14 protein-coding genes and 2 pseudogenes are annotated in these 21,693 nt (G+C 58.7%); 9 read left to right on the top strand and 7 right to left on the bottom strand.

Annotated elements, in window-relative coordinates; translation table 11 throughout:
• Window positions 1-53: 53 nt before the first annotated feature.
• Window positions 54-146, bottom strand: a pseudogene (locus tag AB4O40_RS00680) (LysR family transcriptional regulator); the annotation flags it as partial.
• Between the two features lie 261 nt (window positions 147-407).
• On the opposite strand from AB4O40_RS00680, the gene AB4O40_RS00675 reads away from it, so the two are divergent.
• Window positions 408-1,214: a lytic transglycosylase domain-containing protein gene (locus AB4O40_RS00675; RefSeq protein WP_460056690.1), complete on the top strand. Its 807-nt coding sequence runs from the start codon at window positions 408-410 to the stop codon at window positions 1,212-1,214.
• A 66-nt stretch (window positions 1,215-1,280) separates the two neighbouring features.
• Here the strand turns inward: AB4O40_RS00675 and AB4O40_RS00670 are convergent, their stop codons facing one another.
• From AB4O40_RS00670 to AB4O40_RS00660, 3 genes are all read right to left on the bottom strand, one after another.
• Window positions 1,281-2,735 (bottom strand): TrkH family potassium uptake protein, encoded by a 1,455-nt coding sequence (locus AB4O40_RS00670; RefSeq protein WP_223541879.1) that lies wholly within the window; start codon window positions 2,733-2,735, stop codon window positions 1,281-1,283.
• Window positions 2,736-2,991: 256 nt separating this feature from the next.
• Entirely contained in the window at window positions 2,992-4,443 is a 1,452-nt protein-coding gene (locus tag AB4O40_RS00665; protein ID WP_411741806.1) for a DUF1254 domain-containing protein, read from the bottom strand.
• A gap of 514 nt (window positions 4,444-4,957) precedes the next feature.
• Complete coding sequence (locus AB4O40_RS00660) at window positions 4,958-5,851, bottom strand: LysR family transcriptional regulator (protein WP_460160123.1); 894 nt, start codon at window positions 5,849-5,851, stop codon at window positions 4,958-4,960.
• A 94-nt stretch (window positions 5,852-5,945) separates the two neighbouring features.
• Here AB4O40_RS00660 and AB4O40_RS00655 point away from each other — a divergent pair, with 94 nt between their 5' ends.
• Window positions 5,946-7,112, top strand: a complete 1,167-nt coding sequence (locus AB4O40_RS00655; RefSeq protein WP_460056694.1) for an MFS transporter — start codon at window positions 5,946-5,948, stop codon at window positions 7,110-7,112.
• 184 nt (window positions 7,113-7,296) lie between these two features.
• Here the strand turns inward: AB4O40_RS00655 and AB4O40_RS00650 are convergent, their stop codons facing one another.
• Window positions 7,297-8,211 carry a LysR family transcriptional regulator gene (locus tag AB4O40_RS00650; protein WP_223541877.1) on the bottom strand — a complete coding sequence of 305 codons (915 nt, stop codon included), beginning with the start codon at window positions 8,209-8,211 and terminating at the stop codon, window positions 7,297-7,299.
• 235 nt (window positions 8,212-8,446) lie between these two features.
• Between AB4O40_RS00650 and AB4O40_RS00645 the strand changes: the two genes are divergently transcribed.
• From AB4O40_RS00645 to AB4O40_RS00635, 3 genes are read left to right on the top strand one after another with little or no spacing between them, the layout of a single operon-like run.
• Window positions 8,447-9,622: a M20 aminoacylase family protein gene (locus AB4O40_RS00645; protein ID WP_460056697.1), complete on the top strand. Its 1,176-nt coding sequence runs from the start codon at window positions 8,447-8,449 to the stop codon at window positions 9,620-9,622.
• Window positions 9,623-9,667: 45 nt separating this feature from the next.
• Window positions 9,668-10,447 (top strand): ABC transporter substrate-binding protein, encoded by a 780-nt coding sequence (locus AB4O40_RS00640; protein WP_223541875.1) that lies wholly within the window; start codon window positions 9,668-9,670, stop codon window positions 10,445-10,447.
• A gap of 10 nt (window positions 10,448-10,457) precedes the next feature.
• The gene (locus tag AB4O40_RS00635; protein WP_223541874.1) at window positions 10,458-11,318 is read left to right on the top strand and encodes a phytanoyl-CoA dioxygenase family protein; all 861 of its coding nucleotides are present in this window, start codon (window positions 10,458-10,460) and stop codon (window positions 11,316-11,318) included.
• Window positions 11,319-11,752: 434 nt separating this feature from the next.
• On the opposite strand, the gene AB4O40_RS00630 is transcribed toward AB4O40_RS00635, so the two are convergent.
• On the bottom strand, window positions 11,753-12,868 hold the full coding sequence (locus AB4O40_RS00630) for a formylglycine-generating enzyme family protein (RefSeq protein WP_223541873.1): 1,116 nt from the start codon (window positions 12,866-12,868) through the stop codon (window positions 11,753-11,755).
• 181 nt (window positions 12,869-13,049) lie between these two features.
• On the opposite strand from AB4O40_RS00630, the gene AB4O40_RS00625 reads away from it, so the two are divergent.
• Complete coding sequence (locus AB4O40_RS00625) at window positions 13,050-15,545, top strand: arylsulfatase (RefSeq protein WP_223541872.1); 2,496 nt, start codon at window positions 13,050-13,052, stop codon at window positions 15,543-15,545.
• 392 nt (window positions 15,546-15,937) lie between these two features.
• Here the strand turns inward: AB4O40_RS00625 and AB4O40_RS00620 are convergent, their stop codons facing one another.
• The gene (locus AB4O40_RS00620; protein WP_460056703.1) at window positions 15,938-16,582 is read right to left on the bottom strand and encodes a hypothetical protein; all 645 of its coding nucleotides are present in this window, start codon (window positions 16,580-16,582) and stop codon (window positions 15,938-15,940) included.
• Between the two features lie 664 nt (window positions 16,583-17,246).
• Between AB4O40_RS00620 and AB4O40_RS00615 the strand changes: the two are divergent.
• From AB4O40_RS00615 to AB4O40_RS00605, 3 genes and pseudogenes are all read left to right on the top strand, one after another.
• Window positions 17,247-17,987: pseudogene (locus AB4O40_RS00615) on the top strand (Mut7-C RNAse domain-containing protein).
• A 108-nt stretch (window positions 17,988-18,095) separates the two neighbouring features.
• Window positions 18,096-20,222, top strand: coding sequence for a TonB-dependent receptor family protein (locus tag AB4O40_RS00610; RefSeq protein WP_460160122.1), 2,127 nt, complete (start codon window positions 18,096-18,098; stop codon window positions 20,220-20,222).
• Window positions 20,223-20,309: 87 nt separating this feature from the next.
• Window positions 20,310-21,587: a tyrosine/phenylalanine carboxypeptidase domain-containing protein gene (locus tag AB4O40_RS00605; protein ID WP_460056709.1), complete on the top strand. Its 1,278-nt coding sequence runs from the start codon at window positions 20,310-20,312 to the stop codon at window positions 21,585-21,587.
• Window positions 21,588-21,693: the final 106 nt, after the last annotated feature.

Raw genomic sequence — 21,693 nt, 5'->3', positions numbered from 1 at the left:
CCAGAAGGAGACATTCGTTTGCGTCGGGATGCCCCCTATCCAGTCGTCAGGCATTAAGCACTGTTGAGATGGTCGCGTATGAACTCGATGAACCGCTGGGTCTTCGCAGGAAGCAGCGGTTTTTCGGTCAGTGCGTAGACCGAGATGCCAGTGCGACTACGACCAGATGTGCCACATCCTAGAAGGCAGCCTGCGCCTGACCGATGCTGACGGCGTGGCGAAGACCTTCGGGCCTGCGCCTCGCCCGGGAACGCCGCCACCCCATACGTCAACGCAAGTTCCAAAGCCGGTTACAAGGGGTATAACTATCAGAACAAAAGGCGGGTCACGCAGAATGGGCCCTCCGAAGGTAGCGCCCGGGCCAGGTGCCCCAGGCCCGATCGGCGCCTGCGGCGCGGAGCGATGTGATGAGATCCAGAACATGGCGATGGGCTCGCAAGAGCCTTCTTGGCTGCATCGAGCTGGCCTTGCTGGTCGCTCCTCTGTGCGCCAGCGCCATGTTCAAGTGCCAAGCCGGGGACGGCGCCATCAGCTACACCAGCCAAGCCATCGCCAGCGCCCGTTGCACTCGCCTCAATGGCATGGCGGGCGCCGGTGTCGGCGCCAAGGCAATGGCCCTGCCACGGGTTGTGCGGGACGACGACTCAGGCGCGGTGCGGATTCGGGTGTTCACCTTCATCCACAAGGGTACTCGTCAATATGTGAGCCGGCGCCCCGTCGGTATCTCCGCACGGGTCGATGTCCTTGAGCTCTATTACATCAAGGGCTGCTATCTGTGCATGGCGCCGAAGGATTTCAAGGTCGCCTCACTGCGCCTGGACACCCTTTCCTATCGGCGGGAGATCGAAGCCGCTTCGGGTCATTATGGTGTCGACAGGGCGCTGGTCCGCGCAGTGATACATGCCGAATCGGCGTTTCGCCCCAACGCCATTTCCGAAGCCGGCGCCCAGGGGCTGATGCAGTTGATGCCCGCCACCGCCCAGCGCTTCGCCGTGGACGATCCGTTCGACGCACGACAGAACATTCGTGGCGGCGTGCGCTACCTGGCCTGGCTGCTCAAGCGCTTCAACGGCAACCAGGTGCTGGCTTTGGCAGGTTACAACGCCGGCGAAGCGTCCGTGGTCGAGTACAACGGGGTGCCTCCCTACGCCGAGACGCAATCCTACGTCACCCTCGTGCAATCCTTGACCGAACGCTATCGCAACCATCGCTAGGTAAGTATCGACAAGCTGATTTTCGTCCCTCATGTAGCTTGTAGTCTCAGCCCTCGACTAGCTGGGTCAATATCTCCAGAAAACTGGAGTTACGAGTACCAACACAGTCAGGATTTCCAACCTTCCTAGAAGCATTCCAACCGTGAGCAGCCATTTGGCGGCATCCGGTAATGATGAGAAATTACCGGCCGGCCCAATGATTGCGCCAAGACCCGGTCCGACGTTACACACCGCCGTAGCGGCACCGCTCAACGCGGTTGTCCAATCAAGCCCAATGAGAGCCAGGCCCAAAGCGATGGCGGCAATCGTGATGGTGAAGAAAAACGAGAAGGTCAAAAGCGAGCGCACGATCTCCTCATCGATGGGATGGCCGTTGTATTTTTTCTGAATCACCGCTCGAGGATGGATCAACTGCTTCAAGCTGCTGACCAGTAGAGCGCCAGCCACCTGAAAACGGAAGATTTTAAGACCGCCTGCCGTTGAGCCGGAACAGCCACCGACGAAGGTCAGATAGAAAAACAGCAAGACAGCGAAGCTGCCCCACAAGGTGTAGTCGCCAACCGCAATTCCGGTGGTCGTGACGACCGAGGTCACATTGACCGCCACGATACGAAACGCATCCCACCATCCGTAATCGCTGTGAAAACATAACCAGGTACCCACAGCCAGCGATGTGACGAGCAAGAATCCAATGAATCCGCGGACCTGGTGGTCCTTGATCAGCGCACGCCGATTGCCCCGCAATGTCGCGACGTACAAGGTGAACGGCAGGCTGCCCAGAATCATGATGACTACCGCCACCCAGTGAATCGCTGGTTGCGTCCAATGCCCAAGGGAAGCGTCCGAAGTTGAGAACCCTCCGGTAGAGATTAACGACATTGCATGGTTGACCGCTTCAAATGGCGTCATTCCAGCGAGCCAGAGCGCCAGAGCTCCAAACCCGGTAAGCCCCAGATAGAGCAAAAGAATGTACTTGGCTGCCACATGGGAACGCGGTGTCACTTTCTCCGACCAATCGGAGGACTCTGTCTGGAACAGACGCATGCCGCCTACTCGCAACAGTGGAAGGATCGCCACAGCCATGCCGATAAAACCGATGCCGCCCAACCAATGCAGCATGGAGCGCCATATCAACAAGCCGGGAGATGAGGTATCCAGACCGGTGAGTACCGTCGAACCAGTGGTTGTGATGCCAGACATCGTTTCGAAGAATGCGTCGGTGTAGCTGATTTGGCTAATGAACACCATTGGTAACGCTGCGAAGGTGCACACGACTACCCAGCTTCCGGTAGTCAGCAAGTACATGTCCCTGGGACGAAGTTGGCCAGTATCCGGGCGTCCCCGCACGATCAACAGGAGGCCACAGATGAAGGTAATCAAACTCGACCAGAGAAAGGCCGACAGATCGTCGCTACGCTCATAGGCCACCAGTGTGATCATGGGAATAGCCATGCTTATGGCCAGCGTGATCAGAAAAATGCCCAGGATGAAGCCGATAAGCCGAATTGCTGCGAGGGACATGACAATAGCGTTCCAAATTAACACCGCGCAGTATTAGATACCCAACCTGAAGACCCCGTAAATTTTGCGTAAAGCTTCTACGGGCAACCCCATAGGCTGCGTGCGTGAACGGGCTTTATCGGGTGGAATTCTGCCGGTCAGGACAGGCAGAAACCGGCCAATAGCAGCCCTTCATGTTCGGCTGCTATTGGCGAAAACGCAGGACTGGCCGACACCTGCCCACGGCGGGTGTCGGCAATGGGCCGCAAGAGGCGAACTACTTCGAGACCACCAGCGCCGGTGGCTGCCAGCTGCCTTCGCCGGCGGGAAGAATCGAAGGCGGTGCGGTCTTCGGCCAGTAGAGGCGCATCACCAGAAAGACCGTGTCGTCGGGCGCGGGCAACCAGTTGGCTTCCTTAGCCTTGCCGGGGGAATCTTTCTGAATGTACAGCGTCAGTGAACCATCCGTGTTTTTCTTCATCGCCGACAGCATCGGCGAGTTGATCAGGTAACGGTTGAGCGGATTTTTGATCAGCAGCTGGCTCTTGCCGTCGTACATGGTCACCGACCAGAAGGCATTGACTGGCGGCAGTTTGCCGGCCGGGAAAGTCAGCGTGTAGTTGCGCTTGCCGGTATCCAGCGTCTGGCCAGTGCCGTCGGTGCGCGTGTTGGGATACATCGCCTCGACGGCATCGTTGCCGTAGAGACCGCCTTTCGCGGCACCGGCACGCTTCAACCAGTCGGCCTTGTAGAACGTTTGGTCGCCGAAGTACGCGCCGACGTTCCAGCCGTTGATTATCTTCGTCCCACTCGCGAGGAACTTGTCGACCTTCTGGTCACCGGCCTTCATCCCGAGCAGGACCACGGCCTTGTGCTCGAGCGAGAGATCCTTGAATTCGAAGGTGCGACCGGGTCCCACCCCGATGCTCGCCAGCTTGGCCCGGATCTCCTGGTCGTCAGCCGATGGCGGCACATACTCCATCGCGGCCGACAGGTACTCGAAGAAGTTGGCCTTGATGCCTTCCGTCGTAGCCGGGACAAAATCAATCTTCGGCGCAGCCGGTGGCGCGGGTTGATGGAGGAAGGCGGACAGCGGCTGGACCTTGTAGCCCGCTTGCACCTTCTCGACATTCGGCATGTCCTTGGCGTTGTAGAGCTGAGTCCGAATGGCGCTCACGGCGAAGGGAGTGGTCGAGGTGAAGACTTTTTTGATACCGGGAGGGGGCACGCCTTTCCAGTCGGGACCGACCACCATGTAGTCGCCTGGCTCGTTGCCGGTGGTACGGCTGCCGATGTAACCATAGTTGTAAGTGTTGCCGTCGATCATCTGCACCGAGTAGTAACGCCGCTTGTCCACTGCCGGCACCGAGATCACCATCGGCTCCGCGCGCAGGTCCAGCCAGACAAACGAATAAGGGGTGTCGCTGTTCGGAGTGATGATGGCCGTGTCTTGGTAGGTGAAGACGCGAGGCTCGTTCTTGATCTGGTTGAACGGCGCCTTGTATTGCGGGCCGCCCTTGTCCACAGCATATTCGTGCATTACGGCGTAGTTCATGACCAGCGGTAAGCCGTAAATAAAGCCTTCCTCGGCGATTGCCTTGGTCTGCTCCAGACTTGGCGCGGGTACGCCTTTGGTCACATCCGTCTTGTCTGCCTGCGTGATCGGGTCGTTCTTGCTCGCACACCCCGCAAAAAGCGTTGAACCCACTACGACGAATGCCGCAGCCATTGACCAGCCCCGGTTAAACTTCCTGTTCATTTCTACCTCGTTAGTTTTGAGCAAGCTGGCACCGTGAGCGTTCATGGTCACGGTGAAATAATTTGAATACTTCTTGTGGCGAAGCGTCTACTCACGCGCTCAGGGAGTGTAGATCACAATAAGCCAGCATCACCTTGCGCAACTGAGCAACTCCGATTCAATTCCGTAATACTTACGCGCTGCCGTTACGGACCATCTGGCTTCTAGACGGCCAATCGTGATCAGCAGCCAAAAAGCGGATAGTCAGAGATTCACTTTAGAGGCCCGCCAAAGCCCGCTATGGGTCGATTTCTGCCTATCGTGACAGGCAGAAACCGGCCAAAAGCGGTCTTTCACGACGGCCATTTAAGACGTGCGGACGACCCATCAATGCCAGAGTTCGCGATTGTTCCAGTAAGGCAAGCCACCTATTGATAGCGCACCCAAAAATGTTTTGGTCACTTCAACATCACGAGTACCCGGAAATATCAGCTTACGCCTCCGCTTACATCCGGTGATGTTCCAGCAAGAAGTCCACGAACAATCGCACCCGCGCCGGCATTGCCGCCCCGCCGACGAACACCGCATGAATCGGTTCCTGGTCCCCGGGGTTCCAGGCTTCCAACAGCGGAATCAGGTCGCCGCGCTGCAGATCCTCGCTCACGCTGAACTCACCGATACGTGCAATGCCGGCACCTACTCGCGCGAGTTGTGCCAGCGCTTCACCACTGCTGCATTCGATGTTGCCGCTGACCTTCAGGGAAAACTCTTTTCCATCGCGGATGAACGGCCAGTTGGGTTCGGCACGCCGAAAGTTGAAGCGCAGGCAGTTGTGCTGTAGCAGGTCTTCCGGTTCCTGGGGGATGCCGTGGCTCTGCAGATACTCGGGCGATGCCACCACTACCTGGCCGGTGTCGCCGATCCTGCGCGCGGTCAGCGGGCTGTCGGGCAGATGGCCAAAGCGGACCGCGACGTCGGCCTGCCCGCCGAGAATGTCGACCACTTCGTCGCCGAGGGTGAGGTCGACGACGATGTTCGGGTAACGGGCGCTGAATGCTGCGACCAAAGGAACGATGGCCAGCCGCCCATGGCCAAGGGCGGCACTGACCCGCAATCGCCCCTCGGGTACGCCCTGGTCGGCGATGGCTTCTTCGACCTCGTCCATGTCGGCCAGGATACGCCGGGCGCCGCGCAGGAAAGCTTCGCCCTCGGCAGTGAAGGTGATCGCTCGGGTGGTGCGCAACAGCAGGCGGGTGCCAAGACGTTGCTCGGTACGCGCGATGATCCGACTGACTGCCGAGGGTGTCAGGCCCAGTGCACGCGCGGCGGCCGACAGGCTGCCTTCCTGCGCCACGGTGATGAACACGCTCATTTCACCTGACCTGCCGTTGAAATCCACTTGTGCCTCCTGCGCAAAGGTGATTGCCAAAAATGCTATCTACCACCTGAAAAGACTGGATTGTAGCATTAGCAGCATAGATAAGGAGCCTTCCATGCGTATCAATCCACCACTTGTCGCGCTCGCCATCGGTGCCTTTGGCATCGGCGTAACAGAATTCGCCCCCATGGGCATGTTGCCGGGTATCGCTGCGGATCTGGGCGTTTCCATTCCCGCCGCCGGTTTGCTGGTCAGTGCTTATGCGCTGGGCGTATTGCTCGGCGCACCGCTGATGACCCTGACCACCGGCAGGATTCCCCGGCGCTATCTGCTGATCGGGCTCATGGCGATTTTCACCCTGGGTAATCTGATGTCAGCCCTGGCCACCGGTTACTACAGCCTCATGGTCGCCAGGGTGGTGACCTCACTGAACCATGGTGCATTTTTTGGCGTTGGCTCCATCGTCGCCGCCAGCGTGGTCGCCCCGCAGAAACGTGCCGGGGCGGTTGCGGCGATGTTCATGGGCCTGACCCTGGCGACCATCGGCGGTGTGCCGCTGGCCGCCTGGTTTGGTGAACTGTTCGGTTGGCGCACCGCTTTCTGGGGAATTACCGGCCTCGGCGTGGTGACCATGGCCGCATTGTGGTTCGCCCTGCCTAACCTGAAGACGCCGCAAAGCGTCGGTGTAATGGCCGAAATTCGGGTACTGGGGCGTGGTCCGGTGCTGGGCGCGTTGGCCCTGACCGTAGTCGGATCGAGCGCAATGTTTACCGTCTTCACCTACATCGCGCCGATCCTCAGCAGCGAGACCCATGCGTCCACCGCCTACATCACCGCCATGCTGGTGCTGTTCGGTGTGGGGTTGACGCTGGGCAACATGTGGGGCGGCAAGGCCGCCGACCGCTCGATAGATCGCACCCTGATCGTTTCGCTGAGCGTGCTGATTCTCGTCTTGCTGGCGTTTACCGTTCTGATGCGTTGGCCGCTGCCGGCCGCCGTTGCCATCCTGATATGGGGTATCGCCAGCTTCGCCCTGGTGCCGCCGCTACAGATGCGCGTCATGGAAGCAGCGAAGGACGCGCCCAATCTTGCCTCTGCGGTGAACATTGGCGCCTTCAATTTTGGCAACGCGATTGGCGCAGCACTGGGCGGAGCGGTGATCAACGCCGGTCTGGGTTATCCGGCGATTTCCCTGGCCGGAGCAGCGATGGCTGCTCTGGGGCTGCTGATGGTGTTGGCTTATACCTGGCGTTCCAGAACGATTGAAGCGGCAGTGGTGTGACGAAGATGAGGGGGAGTGGTTCGTTACGATCGATGAGGGGCGGCAATCGGTCAATTTTAGCCTTTGCTGACCGGCAGCTTTGGGTCGTTTTCTGCCGGTCACCACAGGCAGAGAACGGCCAGGAGCAGGCAGTGACGTATAACCATGAAACCAGTAACGTTCCACTCAGTTTCAATAACAGCTCTCAGACCAACAAATCGACGGTCTGCAACATGCGCCGATAAGGAGATTGCGTATGCCCCATCTCCAGGTGAATGGTTTCGATCAGACACTCCAGAAACCGCTCGGCCGCCGGCCGCAGGGGCTGCCCGCTTCGGCTGATGGCGCCCACCGAGGCACTGCCGACCGGCTCGCGCAGAGGCAAGGTGCACAAGCCTTCGCGCTGAGCACATATCTCCACCAGCGGCCAGGGAAAGATGCTTAACATGTCGGTTTCACGCAGCAAGCTCAAGATGATCGAGAGCGAATGGGCGAAATGCACATGCCCCTGCGTCGAAATCGTTCCATCTTGTTGCGAGGCCAGTATCCAGTCAGCCGACGCCAGGTCCTCCATGGTCCTGCTGTTCGACAGCGGGTGTTGGTGACGGGCGACCACCGCACAATCGGCCGTGAACAGCGGCAGATAGGTCAGGTCGGTGCTGGAAGACCGGGTATCAAGCCGTCCGATAAACAGATCGACGCTCGCATCCCGCAGCAACGGACACGCGACCGATGAAAGCCCCTCATGCAATTCAAGTTGTACCTTTGGAAACAGCTGGCGAAAACGCACGACGGCTTTTGGCATGAGCGTCATCGCCAACCAGGGTGTCACGGCGACCGACAAGCACCCCACCAGTTCCCCCTTGCAATCAGGCAATACCTGACGGGCACAGACCATCTGTGCCACCAGCAGACGTGCCTGAATCAACAGCTTCTTGCCGAGCTCGGTAAACACAATCCCTGAGGTATTGCGGATCAGCAATTGTGTGGCGGTGTCTGCCTCCAGCTTCTGGATGGCCTTGGTGACCGCTGCCGGCGAAGTGTCGAGTCTTTTTGCAGCGCCGCGGATACTGCCCGCGTCGGCCACCGCCACGAGTGCATTGAGTTGATAGAACTTCATAGTGTCCGCCGGTGTTAACCCAGGGTTGCCTTGTTTACTTTCGATTGCCTGTCAGCTGCTGCCTTGGCCCACTACTCTCGGACCAACACCAACTGAGCTTCGAACCTCAGCAAAAGACCGTACCAGAAAAAGCCCAGGCACTTTGATGAAACGCATGATGCCGTAAGCCATCGTCGATTGTGGCCCTTGCGACAGATTGGTTTCTCCTCTTGATCACCAAGGAAAAACACTGCCAATGACACAATCCATCACGCTGTTAAAAGAGATTGAGCAGGAAATGCGCGAACTGCGCCACCAGATCCATGCCAACCCTGAACTCGGTTATCAGGAGGTCGAGACGAGTGAGCTGGTAGCCGAACGTTTGATCAGGTGGGGTTATGACGTGACGCGCGGCTTCGCCGAAACCGCGGTCATCGCCACGCTGAAAAAAGGCACCGGTTCGCGTGTGATCGGCATACGGGCTGACATGGACGCACTGCCTATTCTGGAAAAGACCGGGCTGCCCTATGCCAGCCGGATACCTGGCAAGATGCACGCGTGTGGCCATGACGGGCATACGGTCATGCTCCTCGCCGCCGCCTACGCCCTCGCCCATGGCCATCCGTTCGATGGCACCATCCGCCTGATTTTCCAGCCGGCCGAAGAAGGTCTGGCCGGCGCCCGACGAATGATTCAGGAAGGCGTGTTGCAACAGTTCCCCTGCGATGCAGTGTTCGCTGCACACAACATGCCTGGCTACCCAGTCGGAAAACTCGGGTTCCGGGCCGGCCCCTTCATGGCCTCTGCCGATCAGGTCAATGTCACGATTCACGGAAAAGGCGGTCATGGCGCGATGCCGCATCTGAGCGTCGACCCCGTGGTGGTCTGCGCAAGCATCATCATGGCTTTGCAGACAATCGTCTCGCGTAACATTTCACCTCAGGAAATGAGCGTTATCACAGTCGGGTCCATTAACGCAGGCAAGGCGTCCAACGTGATCCCGGACAGCGCGCACATGCTGATTTCCGTCCGCTCACTGAACAACGCCGTCCGGGACCGCCTGGAGAGCCAGATAAAACACCTCATTCACGCCCAGGCGCAGGCATTCGGCGCGACCGCCGACATCGACTACAGTGCCGATTACCCTCTGCTGGTAAATGACGAAGAAATGACCCGGTTTGCCAGCAAGGTGGCCATCGACTGGCTCGGTGAGGACCAGGTGATGAACGACATCGTGCCCTTCAATGGCAGCGAGGATTTCGCCTACTTCCTGCAGCAATGCCCTGGCAGCTATCTGATCATCGGCAATGGCGACGGTGAAAAGAGCTGCATGGCTCACGACCCTCGCTACGACTTCAATGACGACATCCTGATTCGGGGCGCTGGCTATTGGGTCAAGTTGACTGAGGCCTTCTTGCCACTCAACGCTTGAGCAAAGACCTGCCAGAACGAGAAAACCAATAAAAACGAGGTCATCATGCAACTACGCAAACTTCAATACATCACCTTGCTGTTCGGGCTGATCATCACCCCGTTATCTCAGGCAGAACCGGTAATCAAGTTCGGCGTCGACCCTAGCTACCCGCCTTTCGAGCAAAAGCAGCCAGATGGCTCATTGAGTGGTTTCGATATCGATCTGGGCAATGCCCTTTGTGCCGAGTTGCGGGTCAAGTGTGTTTGGGTCGAGCAGCCCTTCGACAGCATGATCCCGGCGTTGAAGGCGAAAAAGTTTGACGCCATCCTGTCTGCATTCAGCGCCACCGAGCCACGTCGCCAGCAGGTCGATTTCAGCCATAAGATCTACACCGCGCCGTCTTCTCTCGTTGCCAGAAAAGACTCCGGATTGCTGCCGACGGCAGAATCATTGAAGGGCAAGTCGGTCGGGGTGGTTCAAGGCTCGCTGCACGAAAGTTATGCCAAGTCGCAATGGGGCCGCCAAGGCATCAATATCCTTTCCTACCAAACCCAGGACCAGGTGTTTTCAGACCTCATCAACGGACGCCTGGATGCATCGTTCCAGGCCTCGGTACAAGCCGACATCGGATTACTGCAAAAGCCTCAGGGCCAGGGCTTTGCCTTCGCCGGTGAGCCCATCACCGACAAAAGCATCATTGGCGATGGCGTCGCTATCGGTGTCCGAAAAAACGAGCCTGATCTCAGAGAGCAGTTGAACACGGCCATTGCCAGAATTCGCCAATCAGGCCAATACGACCAGATCGCGAAGCAGTACTTCAACTTCGATATTTACGGCGATTGAGGCAATCCCCATGAACGAAATGACACAACGCGGTGAATCTCGTTTTGCCATCCCCGTCAGCGACGAGACTGTACGTGCCTTTCAAACTGATGGTGCGGTGTGCATCCGTAATGCGTTTACTGCGCAGCAAATCAGCGAACTGACGCTAGGTATCGAGCGCAACCTTGCCCATCCCAGCCCTCGCGCAAAAGTGGCGAGCAGCCCTACGGATCCGGGATGGTTCTTCGAGGACTTTTGTAACTGGCAAGAGAATGCACACTATCGCGACTTCATCTTCAACTCCGCCATCGCCCCCATCGCGGCCACCCTGCTGAACAGCCTACAGGTGCGCCTGCACCATGATCACTTGCTGGTAAAGGAGCCCAATACGCGCCAACGCACACCTTGGCACCAGGACCAGCCTTACTACAACATCACGGGTTCGGACACCGTGAGTTTCTGGATTCCTGTTGACCCCGTGCCCAGGGAATCGACCCTCGAATTCATCGCTGGCTCACACAAAGGCCCCTGGTTGATGCCCCGGTCCTTCATGGACAGCCAGGCCAAATGGTTTTCCGAGGGAACACTGGGCGAGCTACCGGATATTGAAAGCCATCGCGAGGACTTTCCCATTCTGGGATGGACGTTGTCGCCAGGGGACATGGTGTGTTTCAACATGTTGACCTTGCATGCCTCTGCTGGCGTGGGCGGGCATAACCGTCGTCGCGCGTTTTCAGTGAGGGTCATAGGCGATGATGTGCGGCATGCGCCGAGACCTTGGGCCACCTCACCCGACTTTCCTGGGCTTAAAGATGCTCTGGCATCAGGTGAACCTATGGAACACGAGCTTTTTCCGACACTCTGGCATCGAGAAAGCAGAATGTCCGAGTGATAGATTGACGATGCAGGATGGCTCAGAAAAAGCAGATGATGGGTACGGGTCAGTTGTTTCACGGAACGGGAAAACCGGGTCATGTGCCCGGTTAACCAAGGTATGTGGTTTCCTCTTACAATCTCGACATCTTGCGATATGTTTTGGATGCCTGGATCGCTACCATTTCAAAGGAAGACACTTCTGACCGTCTGCAATGGGTCGATTCTGTTGAAAACAGTCGACCCGCCCCGGCTAGCCATGCATCGAGCGGTGAAAGCGCATTTTTTGCACGCAGCTACGTCAAATCTGAGTCTTGGACCTTCTGCGCAAAACACAGATTTGAATCTCAGACGCGCACTTTTCTGCAATGGAAACCGAAGCCGACTTTTTCAACAGAATCGATCAAGAGCAGTCATTCGTGTGTTCACGCATGGCCAGCGTGCATTTTGTATTCAACGGTTCTTTTCCCATTGGTCATTACTCATCGCCAAGCGAAAGCCGAGATGCGACATAGAGTTCATAGGGTCTGCGCCCTGCCGGGCACTGGTTCTAAAACTCGTGCAGTAGCTGTCGCTACAAAGAAAAGATCCGCCTCGGATTACACGCTGCGGTGCATTGGCCGTCACCCCAAGTTCGGGGTCATAGCTGTCGGATGGCCCCACCGGGTTTACAGCCGCTTCACCCGCCGGTTGACGCTTGAGCCCAACTCTAAACGCGTCGGCACGATACCAATCGGCGACCCATTGCCAAACATTCCCGGACATATCGTAGAGCCCGTAGGCGTTAGGTCGGTAACTGCCTACCGGCTTGGTGCCAATTTTGAATTTGTTACTGGCTCCGGTCACGGGAAACGGCTGTACCTCATCCCAGGTATTCGCCATCTTTTCCCCTCCGGGCGAGAAGTCATTCCCCCACGCATAATTCGCTTGTTCCAGTCCGCCTCTTGCGGCGTATTCCCATTCAGCCTCGGTCAGTAGGCGCTTGTGCGCCCATGCTGCGTACGCCTGCACATCTTCACGTGAAACCTGAACAACAGGATGGGTTTCCTTGCCCTCGATGGTACTGTCTGGCCCCAGCGGGTGACGCCAGTCAGCCCCCGGTACAAATGCCCACCACTGGCTGAAATCATTGAGCGGGATTGGTCTGTCTGTGCCGACAAAAACCAATGCGCCAGGCACCAAGTCGCTGTCATCCGGCTCAGGAGTCCCTGGCGGCAGTTGGACTTTCAGATCTTCCCATTTGGGTTTGCGTTCGGCGGTGGTGACGTAATGTGTTTCAGAAATGAAACGGGCGAAATCGGCATTGGTGACGTCGTAGCGGTCGATCCAATACCCGTCGAGTCGAACCTTGTGCGCCGGCCCCTCGTTTGGACGAGCCTGCTTATGATCGCTCCCCATCAAAAATTCTCCGGCAGGAAGCCAGACCATTTCCAGGGGGCCATTTTTTCCATCACCCAGCGTCAAAGGCATAGGGCCACGAATGTGCTGATACACCACAAACGCCAGGCAAACCGACACGATCCCGGCGCAGACGATGGCGATACCTAAACGCCGTTTCCGGATAAGCATTTGCGTTCCTCTTGATTTCAGTCTGCGGCCATTGCTGACCCTGCCTGGTATCAAGATCAGGTATAGACACCACTCCTCCAAAGTCAACGACCACTCGGGTTAACGTTGAGATGGGCTGGCGAGAGAAGAAAACGGTTCTACACTCCGAACTTGGGGTTTCGGGGGTTTACAGGAGCTGGCCATGGCCACTGCACACTGGAATAAACCTTTATCGTTGCGCCAGCGCATCAGTTCCGGACTGGCAGTTGCCTTGCTTGCGCTCTCTTGCGCCAATGCAGCGACACAGGAAGTCAACGGCACGCCCGGTTCACCCAGTGCGACCACGACCATTGACGGGAATTATCTGCCCGCGCCACCAGCACCGTTCGGCGGCGTCATCAATATGGACGTCAAGGAGTCCAAGCCCTATTGGCCACCAACCGTGGTGCCGCCCAAGGGCGCGCCCAACGTGCTGCTGATCATGACCGATGACCAGGGTTATGGCGTTACAGGCACCTTTGGCGGCGTCATCCCCACGCCGGCCATGGACCGGATCGCGAAGGCCGGGTTACGCTTCACGCAGTTCCACTCCACCGCACTTTGCTCGCCGACGCGGGCAGCGCTTATCACCGGACGCAACCATCACTCCGTGGGCTTTGGTGTGATCACCGAGCAGTCCACCGGATTCCCGGGCTACGACTCGATCATTGACAAGAACAGTGCCACGATCGGTAAGATCCTGAAGGAAAACGGATATTCCACATCGTGGTTTGGCAAGAATCACAACACCCCCAGCTACCAATACAGCCTGGCTGGCCCCTATGACCAATGGCCGAGCGGGATGGGCTTCGATTATTTCTACGGATTCGTGGGCGGCGAGTCCGACCAGTGGAAGCCTTTTCTCTTCCGCGATCATACCCAGATCGAACCGTGGGTCGGGAAGCCTGACTACAACCTCATCACCGACATGGCGGACGAAGCCATCAAGTACATGGATGGATTGAATGCGGCCGCGCCTGACAAGCCGTTTTTCGTCTATTACGTGCCCGGTGGCACGCATGCACCGCATCAACCGACACCGGAATGGATCGAGAAGTACAAGGGCAAGTTCGACATGGGCTGGAATGCTCTGCGCGATCAGATTTTCGCAAACCAGCAGCGGCTCGGCGTGATTCCGGTGAATACCGAACTCACCCCCTGGCCGGATGATCTGCCGAAGTGGGACACGCTCAACGCCGATGAAAAGAAAATGTTTGCCCGCCAGGCAGAAGTGTTTGCCGCTTACGTGGCTTATACCGATCATGAGATCGGCCGTGTTATCCAGGCCGTGGAGGACATGGGCAAGCTCGACAACACACTGATCATTTACATCAACGGCGACAACGGCACCAGCGCCGAAGGTTCCACCATCGGCACCCCGTTCGATATGGCCGCAATTCAAGGCATCAATGTTCCGGTCGCGGAGCAATTGAAATTCTACGACATTTGGGGCTCGGACAAGACTATGCCGCATATGTCGGTGGCCTGGTCCTGGGCCTTCGATACACCATTCAAATGGACCAAACAGGTGGCGTCGCACTTCGGTGGAACCCGGCAAGGCATGGTCATGTCATGGCCTGACCGTATCAAGGACGCCGGTGGCATCCGCACACAGTTCCATCACGTGATCGACATCGTTCCAACGATCCTGGAAGCCACGCACATCCCGGCACCGGTGATGGTGGATGGTATCGCTCAGAAGCCCATCGAAGGTGTGAGCATGGCCTACACCTGGGACAAGGTGAACGCGAACGTCCCGTCCACGCGCACCACTCAGTACTTTGAAATGCTTGCCAACCGCGCCATCTACCACGACGGCTGGATCGCCTCCACGACCCCGCCTCTGGCGCCCTGGCTTCTCGGCTTGGGCAAGATGCCCGACGTTGTCAACGGATACAATTGGGAGCTTTACAACATCGCGGAGGATTTTTCGCAGAACAATGACCTCGCCGCGAAGATGCCCGACAAGCTGCGCGACATGAAGGAGCTTTTCCTGATCGAGGCGGCGAAATATAACGTGTTCCCGCTGGATAACGACTTACTCCAGCGCGCCACCACGCCGCGACCAAACGCGACCGCCGGCCGGACTGTCTTTACGTACTCGAGTGAATTGTCCGGGCTGCCCGAAAGCAGCGCCCCCAACACCCTCAACAAGTCCTACTCCATCACGGCCGAGGTGGAAATCCCACCGGGCGGCGCCGAGGGGATGCTCAACACACTCGGTGGGCGCTTCGGTGGCTATGGCTTCTACTTGGTGAAGGGCAAGCCTGTCTTTGCCTACAACCTTCTGGCCGTTGAACACTTCCGCTGGGAAGGCCAGGATGCGCTCACGCCCGGCAAGCACACCGTTGTGTTTGACTTCACATACGACGGGCACGGTTTCGGCAAGGGTGGCACCGGTGTCCTGTCGGTGGACGGCAAGGAAGTCGACCGCAAATCGATCCCGCACACCATCCCGTTCCTCGTGACGGTCGACGAAACCTTCGACGTCGGGGTGGATACCCGCATGGGGGTGGACGACAACGACTATCTACCGCCATTCCGTTTCACCGGCAAACTCGACAAGCTGACCATCAAGTTGGAGAAACCGAAGCTGACTGCCGAGGAGCAGAAGCTTCTCGATCAAAAGACGCAGGAGGCCAAGAACAAAGCACAGTAATCCCTTCATTTACGAAACATGCGGGCTGCCCCAGCGAGCAGCCCGCGAATTCACCAGATTCCGGGCTCGGTTTTGGTGCCGGCGACTCAGGTACTTGAGATAAGAGGGCGAACGTCCGCTTTCAAGAAATCTGGCCGTCCGCAATGGGTCGTTCACTACCGTTCATGGCCACGATACATGGCGGTTAAATCTGGCGTAAATGGCTGGTCAGTTCGATTGCAAACGGGAGGGTAAACCTATGCAATCACCACATGGGTCTGAGCTACGGTATTGTTAGTTTCTTTATTATGGATTTGCCATTACGGACAAGCATGACATCGACCGTCTTTCCTTGGCGCGCGCGTACAAAATCGGCAGCGTTAGGGATTTGGCCAACGGAAAGATTATCAGCTTTAAGAATTATCCGCTTGATAAGCAGCAGAACCGCGCACAATGGAGGTAATCACAACAGCACGCTGTGTGCCAAGAGCTTGAGCTTCCGCAGTAGTAGGTGCGCGGAAATGCAGTCCTAAGGGCTGGTTGGTCCTGACGTAGTACGTGGCGGTCTGAAAATAGCTATCCCGACTAACTTGGATCGCAGTCCATTGTTGCCCAGAAACAGTTGCATACGAGGAGCCATATGCAGTGGCTGATCCTCCATAGTTATTGTAAGCAGTCGCTTGCCCATAACTAGTCACAGTTTGCTGAGTGGGAAGTGATACCGGTACAGCTTGGGTGTTGGTGCGCTGGTAAATGGGTTCGTAGTAGACCACCAGATCAGCACCAACTTTCCGACCTTGCTCAATTGCTTTCTGCTGTGTCGATAATTCGTCGCTGAACATACTAAACCCAAGTGCTTCAAAGCTATTTTCATAGTACGTCTGAACGTCTTGGACCGGGTTTGTGCCGAGCGCCAGGGTCGGCTCCGCAGGAGCGGGAGCGGCTCGATAGGCGGCGATATATTCCGGATCAGAAAGTGACTTGTAGCTTTTGGCGTAGGGGTTTGCGCAACCAGCTAAAGCGAGGAAGCCAACGATCATCAGTACGTTCTTGATCACAGCCATTTTCCCTATGAGCTATTTGATAGATGCCGCATGTTCGAGAGCAGACCGAGCCTAGAGCGTCGTATAGCTCGGTGGCAAGGAAGTCCTCTAAAAAATCAAAAGCTGTGCAGCTATGAGGCTTTTGTGGGTGAACCGTTACGGTGGTAGTTGTAGACCGTGGAATTAAATGTAGACCCGAGCAGCTGCTTCTGGCTGTTTTTGACTATCGCCACCGACAGCAATGGGTCGAAAGTGACCACTCTGCGACAGGGAGTCTCCCGGGCCATCAAGCTACAAAATCAAGTGCGATTCAGATAGCCCTGGCGGGATTGGAAATTCTTTTTTGCACCTGCGTCCTGGACAGGTTTTGCTCGATGATGGTCAAGATGACCGCGCAGCAGATGAGCTAATGCGCGCATACATGGGAGCTGGCCCAGAGATTTTCGCTGCGGAAGACGCCCGCTACCTGACTTTTCGCAAAACACGTGCTGATCTTGACGCACCATAACTATTAGCCCACCTGTTTTACGTCCAGGGTCCCTAGACACCCTGACGTGAGCGCCATGGGACGAATGCGGCCATCCGGCAAACGGTCATTCAACGTAGACAAAACCAGGGGCGATTCAGAAGATGTCCCGACCAACCTCGCTCACCCCGCAGCCCTGCCATACTGTTCAACATGACCAGTGCAACTTTCCGCTTCTTTGATGAGCTCAACGATTTCCTGCCGGCCGAACGGCGGCGGCAACCCTTCACCTGCTAGTGCGCGCAAGGGGCGACGGTCAAGCACATGATCGAGGCGCTCGGGGTGCCGCACACCGAGGTCGAACTGGTGCTGCTCAACGGCGAGTCGGTGGGCCTGGAGCGGGTGATCCTCGACAGTGACCGGCTGGCGGTGTATCCCAAGTTCGAAGCGCTGGACATCAGCCCCCTGCTGAAAATTCGTGCGCAACCTTTAAGGGTGCTGCGTTTCGTCGCGGATGCGCACCTTGGCGGGCTGGCCAGCCTGCTGCGCATGAGCGGCTTCGACACCCTCTACGACAATGGCTTCGAGGATGGCGAGATCGCCGAGATCGCTGCGCAGCAAGGACGCATCGTGCTGACCCGCGACCGCGAACTGCTCAAGCGGCGAATCATCAGCCACGGCTGTTATGTGCATGCCCTGAAACCCTCGCTGCAGTTGCGCGAATTGTACGAGCGCCTCGACCTGGCGCGTAGTGCGCGGCCATTCAGCCTGTGCCTTCATTGCAACCTGCCGCTGCACGAGATCAGCCTGGAACTGGCCCGGACGCAGGTGCCGCCACGCATCGGCGCCCTCTATTCGCACTTCCTGCGCTGCGACGCCTGCCAACGGGTTTACTGGGAGGGTTCGCACTGGCGCGGTATGTGTGCATTGCTGGCACCGCTGCTGAACCGATAGCCGCCAGCCCTTGGCGGAAAAAAAATAACAAAATTGCCATGTGCTCCCTTCGTACCTTCTTGCGTCGCACTGTTCATTGCCCGTTCCCGTACGTCTGGAGTTTTCCCAATGCCCTCGCCTCATTCCTTGCCCGCTGCGCTGCTGGGCCTGGCCCTTGTTTGTCCGGCCATGACCGAGGCGCAGGGCCTGGAGCTGGGACAAGTGCTGATTGGCGCCGAGGACCAGAGCGACGAAGACCAGGGAATCGAGGACGCCAGGGCCCGGCTGGCCCAGGTGCCCGGAGGCACCAACGTGGTCGACATGCGCCGTCCGTTGCAGGGCCGCGTGGCCAGCAACCAGGATGTGCTGGCTTACCAGCCGGGGATCTATGCCCAGTCGGCGGGTAACGAAGGGGTGAAGATCTCGATCCGCGGGTCGGGCATCAACCGTGCCCCGGGCGCCCACGCCTCGGGGCTGTACACCCTGCTCGACGGTCTGCCGCTGACCGGTCCCGGCGGCACGCCCTATGAATTGCTGGAACCGCTGTGGCTCGACCATGTGGAAGTGCTGCGCGGCGCCAACGGGTTCGACCGGGGCGCCCCGGCCCTGGGCGGGGCCATCGATTATGTCAGCCATACCGGCTACGACGCGCCGAAGTTGCAGGTACGCTACGCAACGGGCAGTCACGGCTATCAGCAGCGTCAGGTCAGCTCCGGACAGGTGCTGGGTGACTTCGATTACTACGTGGCCATGACCGACGCCAACGCCGACGGCTACCAGGACCACACGGCCAGCGAGAGCCAGGGGGTCATCGCCAACTTCGGTTACCGCTTCAACCCCAACCTGCAAACGCGCTTCTACCTGCGCCACCGCCAGACCGACAACGACCTCGCGGGACGGGTGACCAAGCACTCCATCGAACACGACCCACGGGCGGCCAACCCGGCCTACGTGGCGCGGGATGACCGCCGCGACGAGCCGGGCAGCACCTTTATCGGCAACAAGACCACTTGGTACATCGATGACGATTCGAGTATCCAGACCGGCCTTGTCTACCACGACTACCCCATGGACTTGAGCGAGGGCCCCAACCGCCTGAAGGTGGCGTACACGGACGTCAGCGGCACGTTCGACTACAAGCGTCGCGACACGCTCTGGGGGCTGGAGAGCCAAAGCACCCTGGGCCTGCGAATGACCAAACACCTGCCCAACGCCGGTGCCAGCGAGTTCGTGCGCATCCCCACCGGCAACACCGCCGGTTATGCACCAGGCACACTGATTCGCAACTTCACCTACCAGGGCTCGGACACGGTCCTGCATGCCGGCAATGACCTGGAGATCGCCGACGACCTGTGGCTGACCACCGGCCTCGCCGCGATCTACACCCGCCGTGAAAGCGATGTCACCTACCCGCCGGAAGGTGGCAAGACCAGCCTGCACGACTGGGACTACGCCCCACGCGTGGGCCTGCGCTACCAACTGACACCGGACCTGCAACTGTTCGGCAATCTCAGCCGCTCGGTCGAGGCACCGCACCCGTGGTCGCTGATCTATAGCTCAAACATCCGATTCCCCGCAGGCAGCGGCGTCGCCACGGGCGCCCAGCGCCAACCGGTCACGCTGCAAAACCAGACCGCCACCACCCTGGAAATCGGCGGTCGCGGGGACAGCACGCTGGGGCAATGGAGCCTGGCCTGGTACTACGCCCAGGTGCGCCACGAACTTCTTTCGGTGCTGCCGGACGCCAACGCCACCACGCCCTACGAACTCAACGCCAGCCCCACCGTGCACCAGGGTGTGGAAGCCAGCCTGCTGAGCCCCCTCTGGTCGCCCGACGATGGCGGCCAGTTGAGCCTGCGCCAGAGCTATACCTTCAGTGACTTCCATTACCGCGACGATGAACGCTTCGGCGACAACCGCCTGCCGGGCCTGCCGATGCACTATTACCAGGGCGAACTGCGCTACGACTGGCCACAAGGCTTTTTCGCCACGGTCAACACGCAATGGGTGTCCAAAGTGGCGGTCGACTACGCCAACAGCTACTACGCCGATCCCTACGCCCTATTCGGCGCGACGCTGGGCTACAACGCACCCAAGGGTGACTGGCAGACCTGGCTGGACCTGCGCAACCTGACCGACAAGCACTATGCCGCCACGGTCACGCCGGGCTACGACGACAAAGGGCTGGACGCGGCACGCTCCACCCCGGGGGAAGGCATGGCGATGTACCTCGGGGTGTCGTGGAGCCTGCTCTGAGGCCGCTTGCCTGTCTTCGCAAACGTACGCAACCGCACGCGACGACTAAGCTTTTGTAACGCCACTTCGTCTCTCAAGGAGCTATCCATGAGCGCCGCCGCCCTGTCCGAACTCGATGCCGCCCTGCCCGGCCTGACCCGCAAGATCCGCGTGCTGGATGCCCTGTCCTGGCCGGACGGCGTCGAGGAAGACTTCCTGGCGAAATGGCGCGGCGGGCGGGCCGAGTTACCCGGGGTCGAGTTGCAGCCCCGCGACCACAGCGCCGACATCGCCGCCCTGGAAACCTTTATCGGCCATTGCGATGTGGGGCATCCGGCCGGGAATTACCTGGCCATGACCGCCCGTAGCTATGCCACGGCCGGGCACATGCTGGGGGCCATTGGCACTCCCGCCTTTACCCAATATTCGTCAGCGCTGTACCGGCGCCCGGATTTCTATTACACGCGCTTGCAACTGAGCATGCTCGATGCGGCCCGGTTCTTCCTCAAGACCACCGACGCCCTGCTGGGCGGTGCGCGGATTCCACCCTGCCCGGCCGAGATCCCGGCCAAGGCGTTCGCCGCCTGGATTCAACCGGAGCTTGACCGCTTCTTCGGCGCCGGACAGATCACAGTCGTGCTCGATCCGAACCTGGCCGCCAAGGCTATCGCCGGATCGAGCCGCATCCGCCTGCGGGCCAGCGCGCTGTTCTCGGAACTGGACAAGCATCAGCTGTTGCAACACGAAGCCTTCGTGCATGTCGCCACGGCACAGAACGGCGCGCGCCAGCCCAACCTCACAAGCCTGGGCCTGGGAGCGCCCCGCACCACCCAGACCCAGGAAGGCATTGCCACCCTGGCCGAACTGTTCACCGGCAGCATGGACATCAACCGCCTGCGTCGCCTGGCCCTGCGCGTGCTCGCCGTCCAGCAGGCACTGGAGGGTGCCGACTTCATCCAGGTGTTCGAAGGTTTTCTGGCGGCCGGGCAGACAGAAGAGGAATCCTTCCGCTCGACCCAAAGGGTATTGCGCGGCACCGACCTGCGGGGTGGTTCGGCGTTCACCAAGGATGCCGCTTACCTGACCGGCTTGCTCGGTGTCCACACCCTGCTGCGTATCGCAATTCGCGATAACCGGCCGGAACTGGTGGGGCATCTGTTTGCCGGGCGCCTCAGCCTGGGTGACACCGTGCGCCTGGCGCCCCTGTTCGATTCCGGCTGGCTCAAGGGGCCGGTCTATCTTCCTGCCTGGGCCACCGACCTGCGCCTGCTGGCCGCCAACCTGGCCTTCTCGGCGTTCATCGCCCAGATCAAGCTGGATGTGCTGGACCTGGATGTGTTCATGGCATTCGCCGAAGAACACGAAAGCGATGCCAGCGCCCAGTGATCGACGCGCAATTTTACAGGCAGCCTTGACTCTCCAAATCAACTGCTACCATTAGGAAGCGGTGTCGAGGCCAGGCTCTGTGGCTTGCAAAGTCGGCTTCACCTGC

The organism is Pseudomonas sp. S2_F07 (genome assembly GCF_054668325.1).
This window is presented reverse-complemented; position numbering and strand designations above follow the sequence as displayed.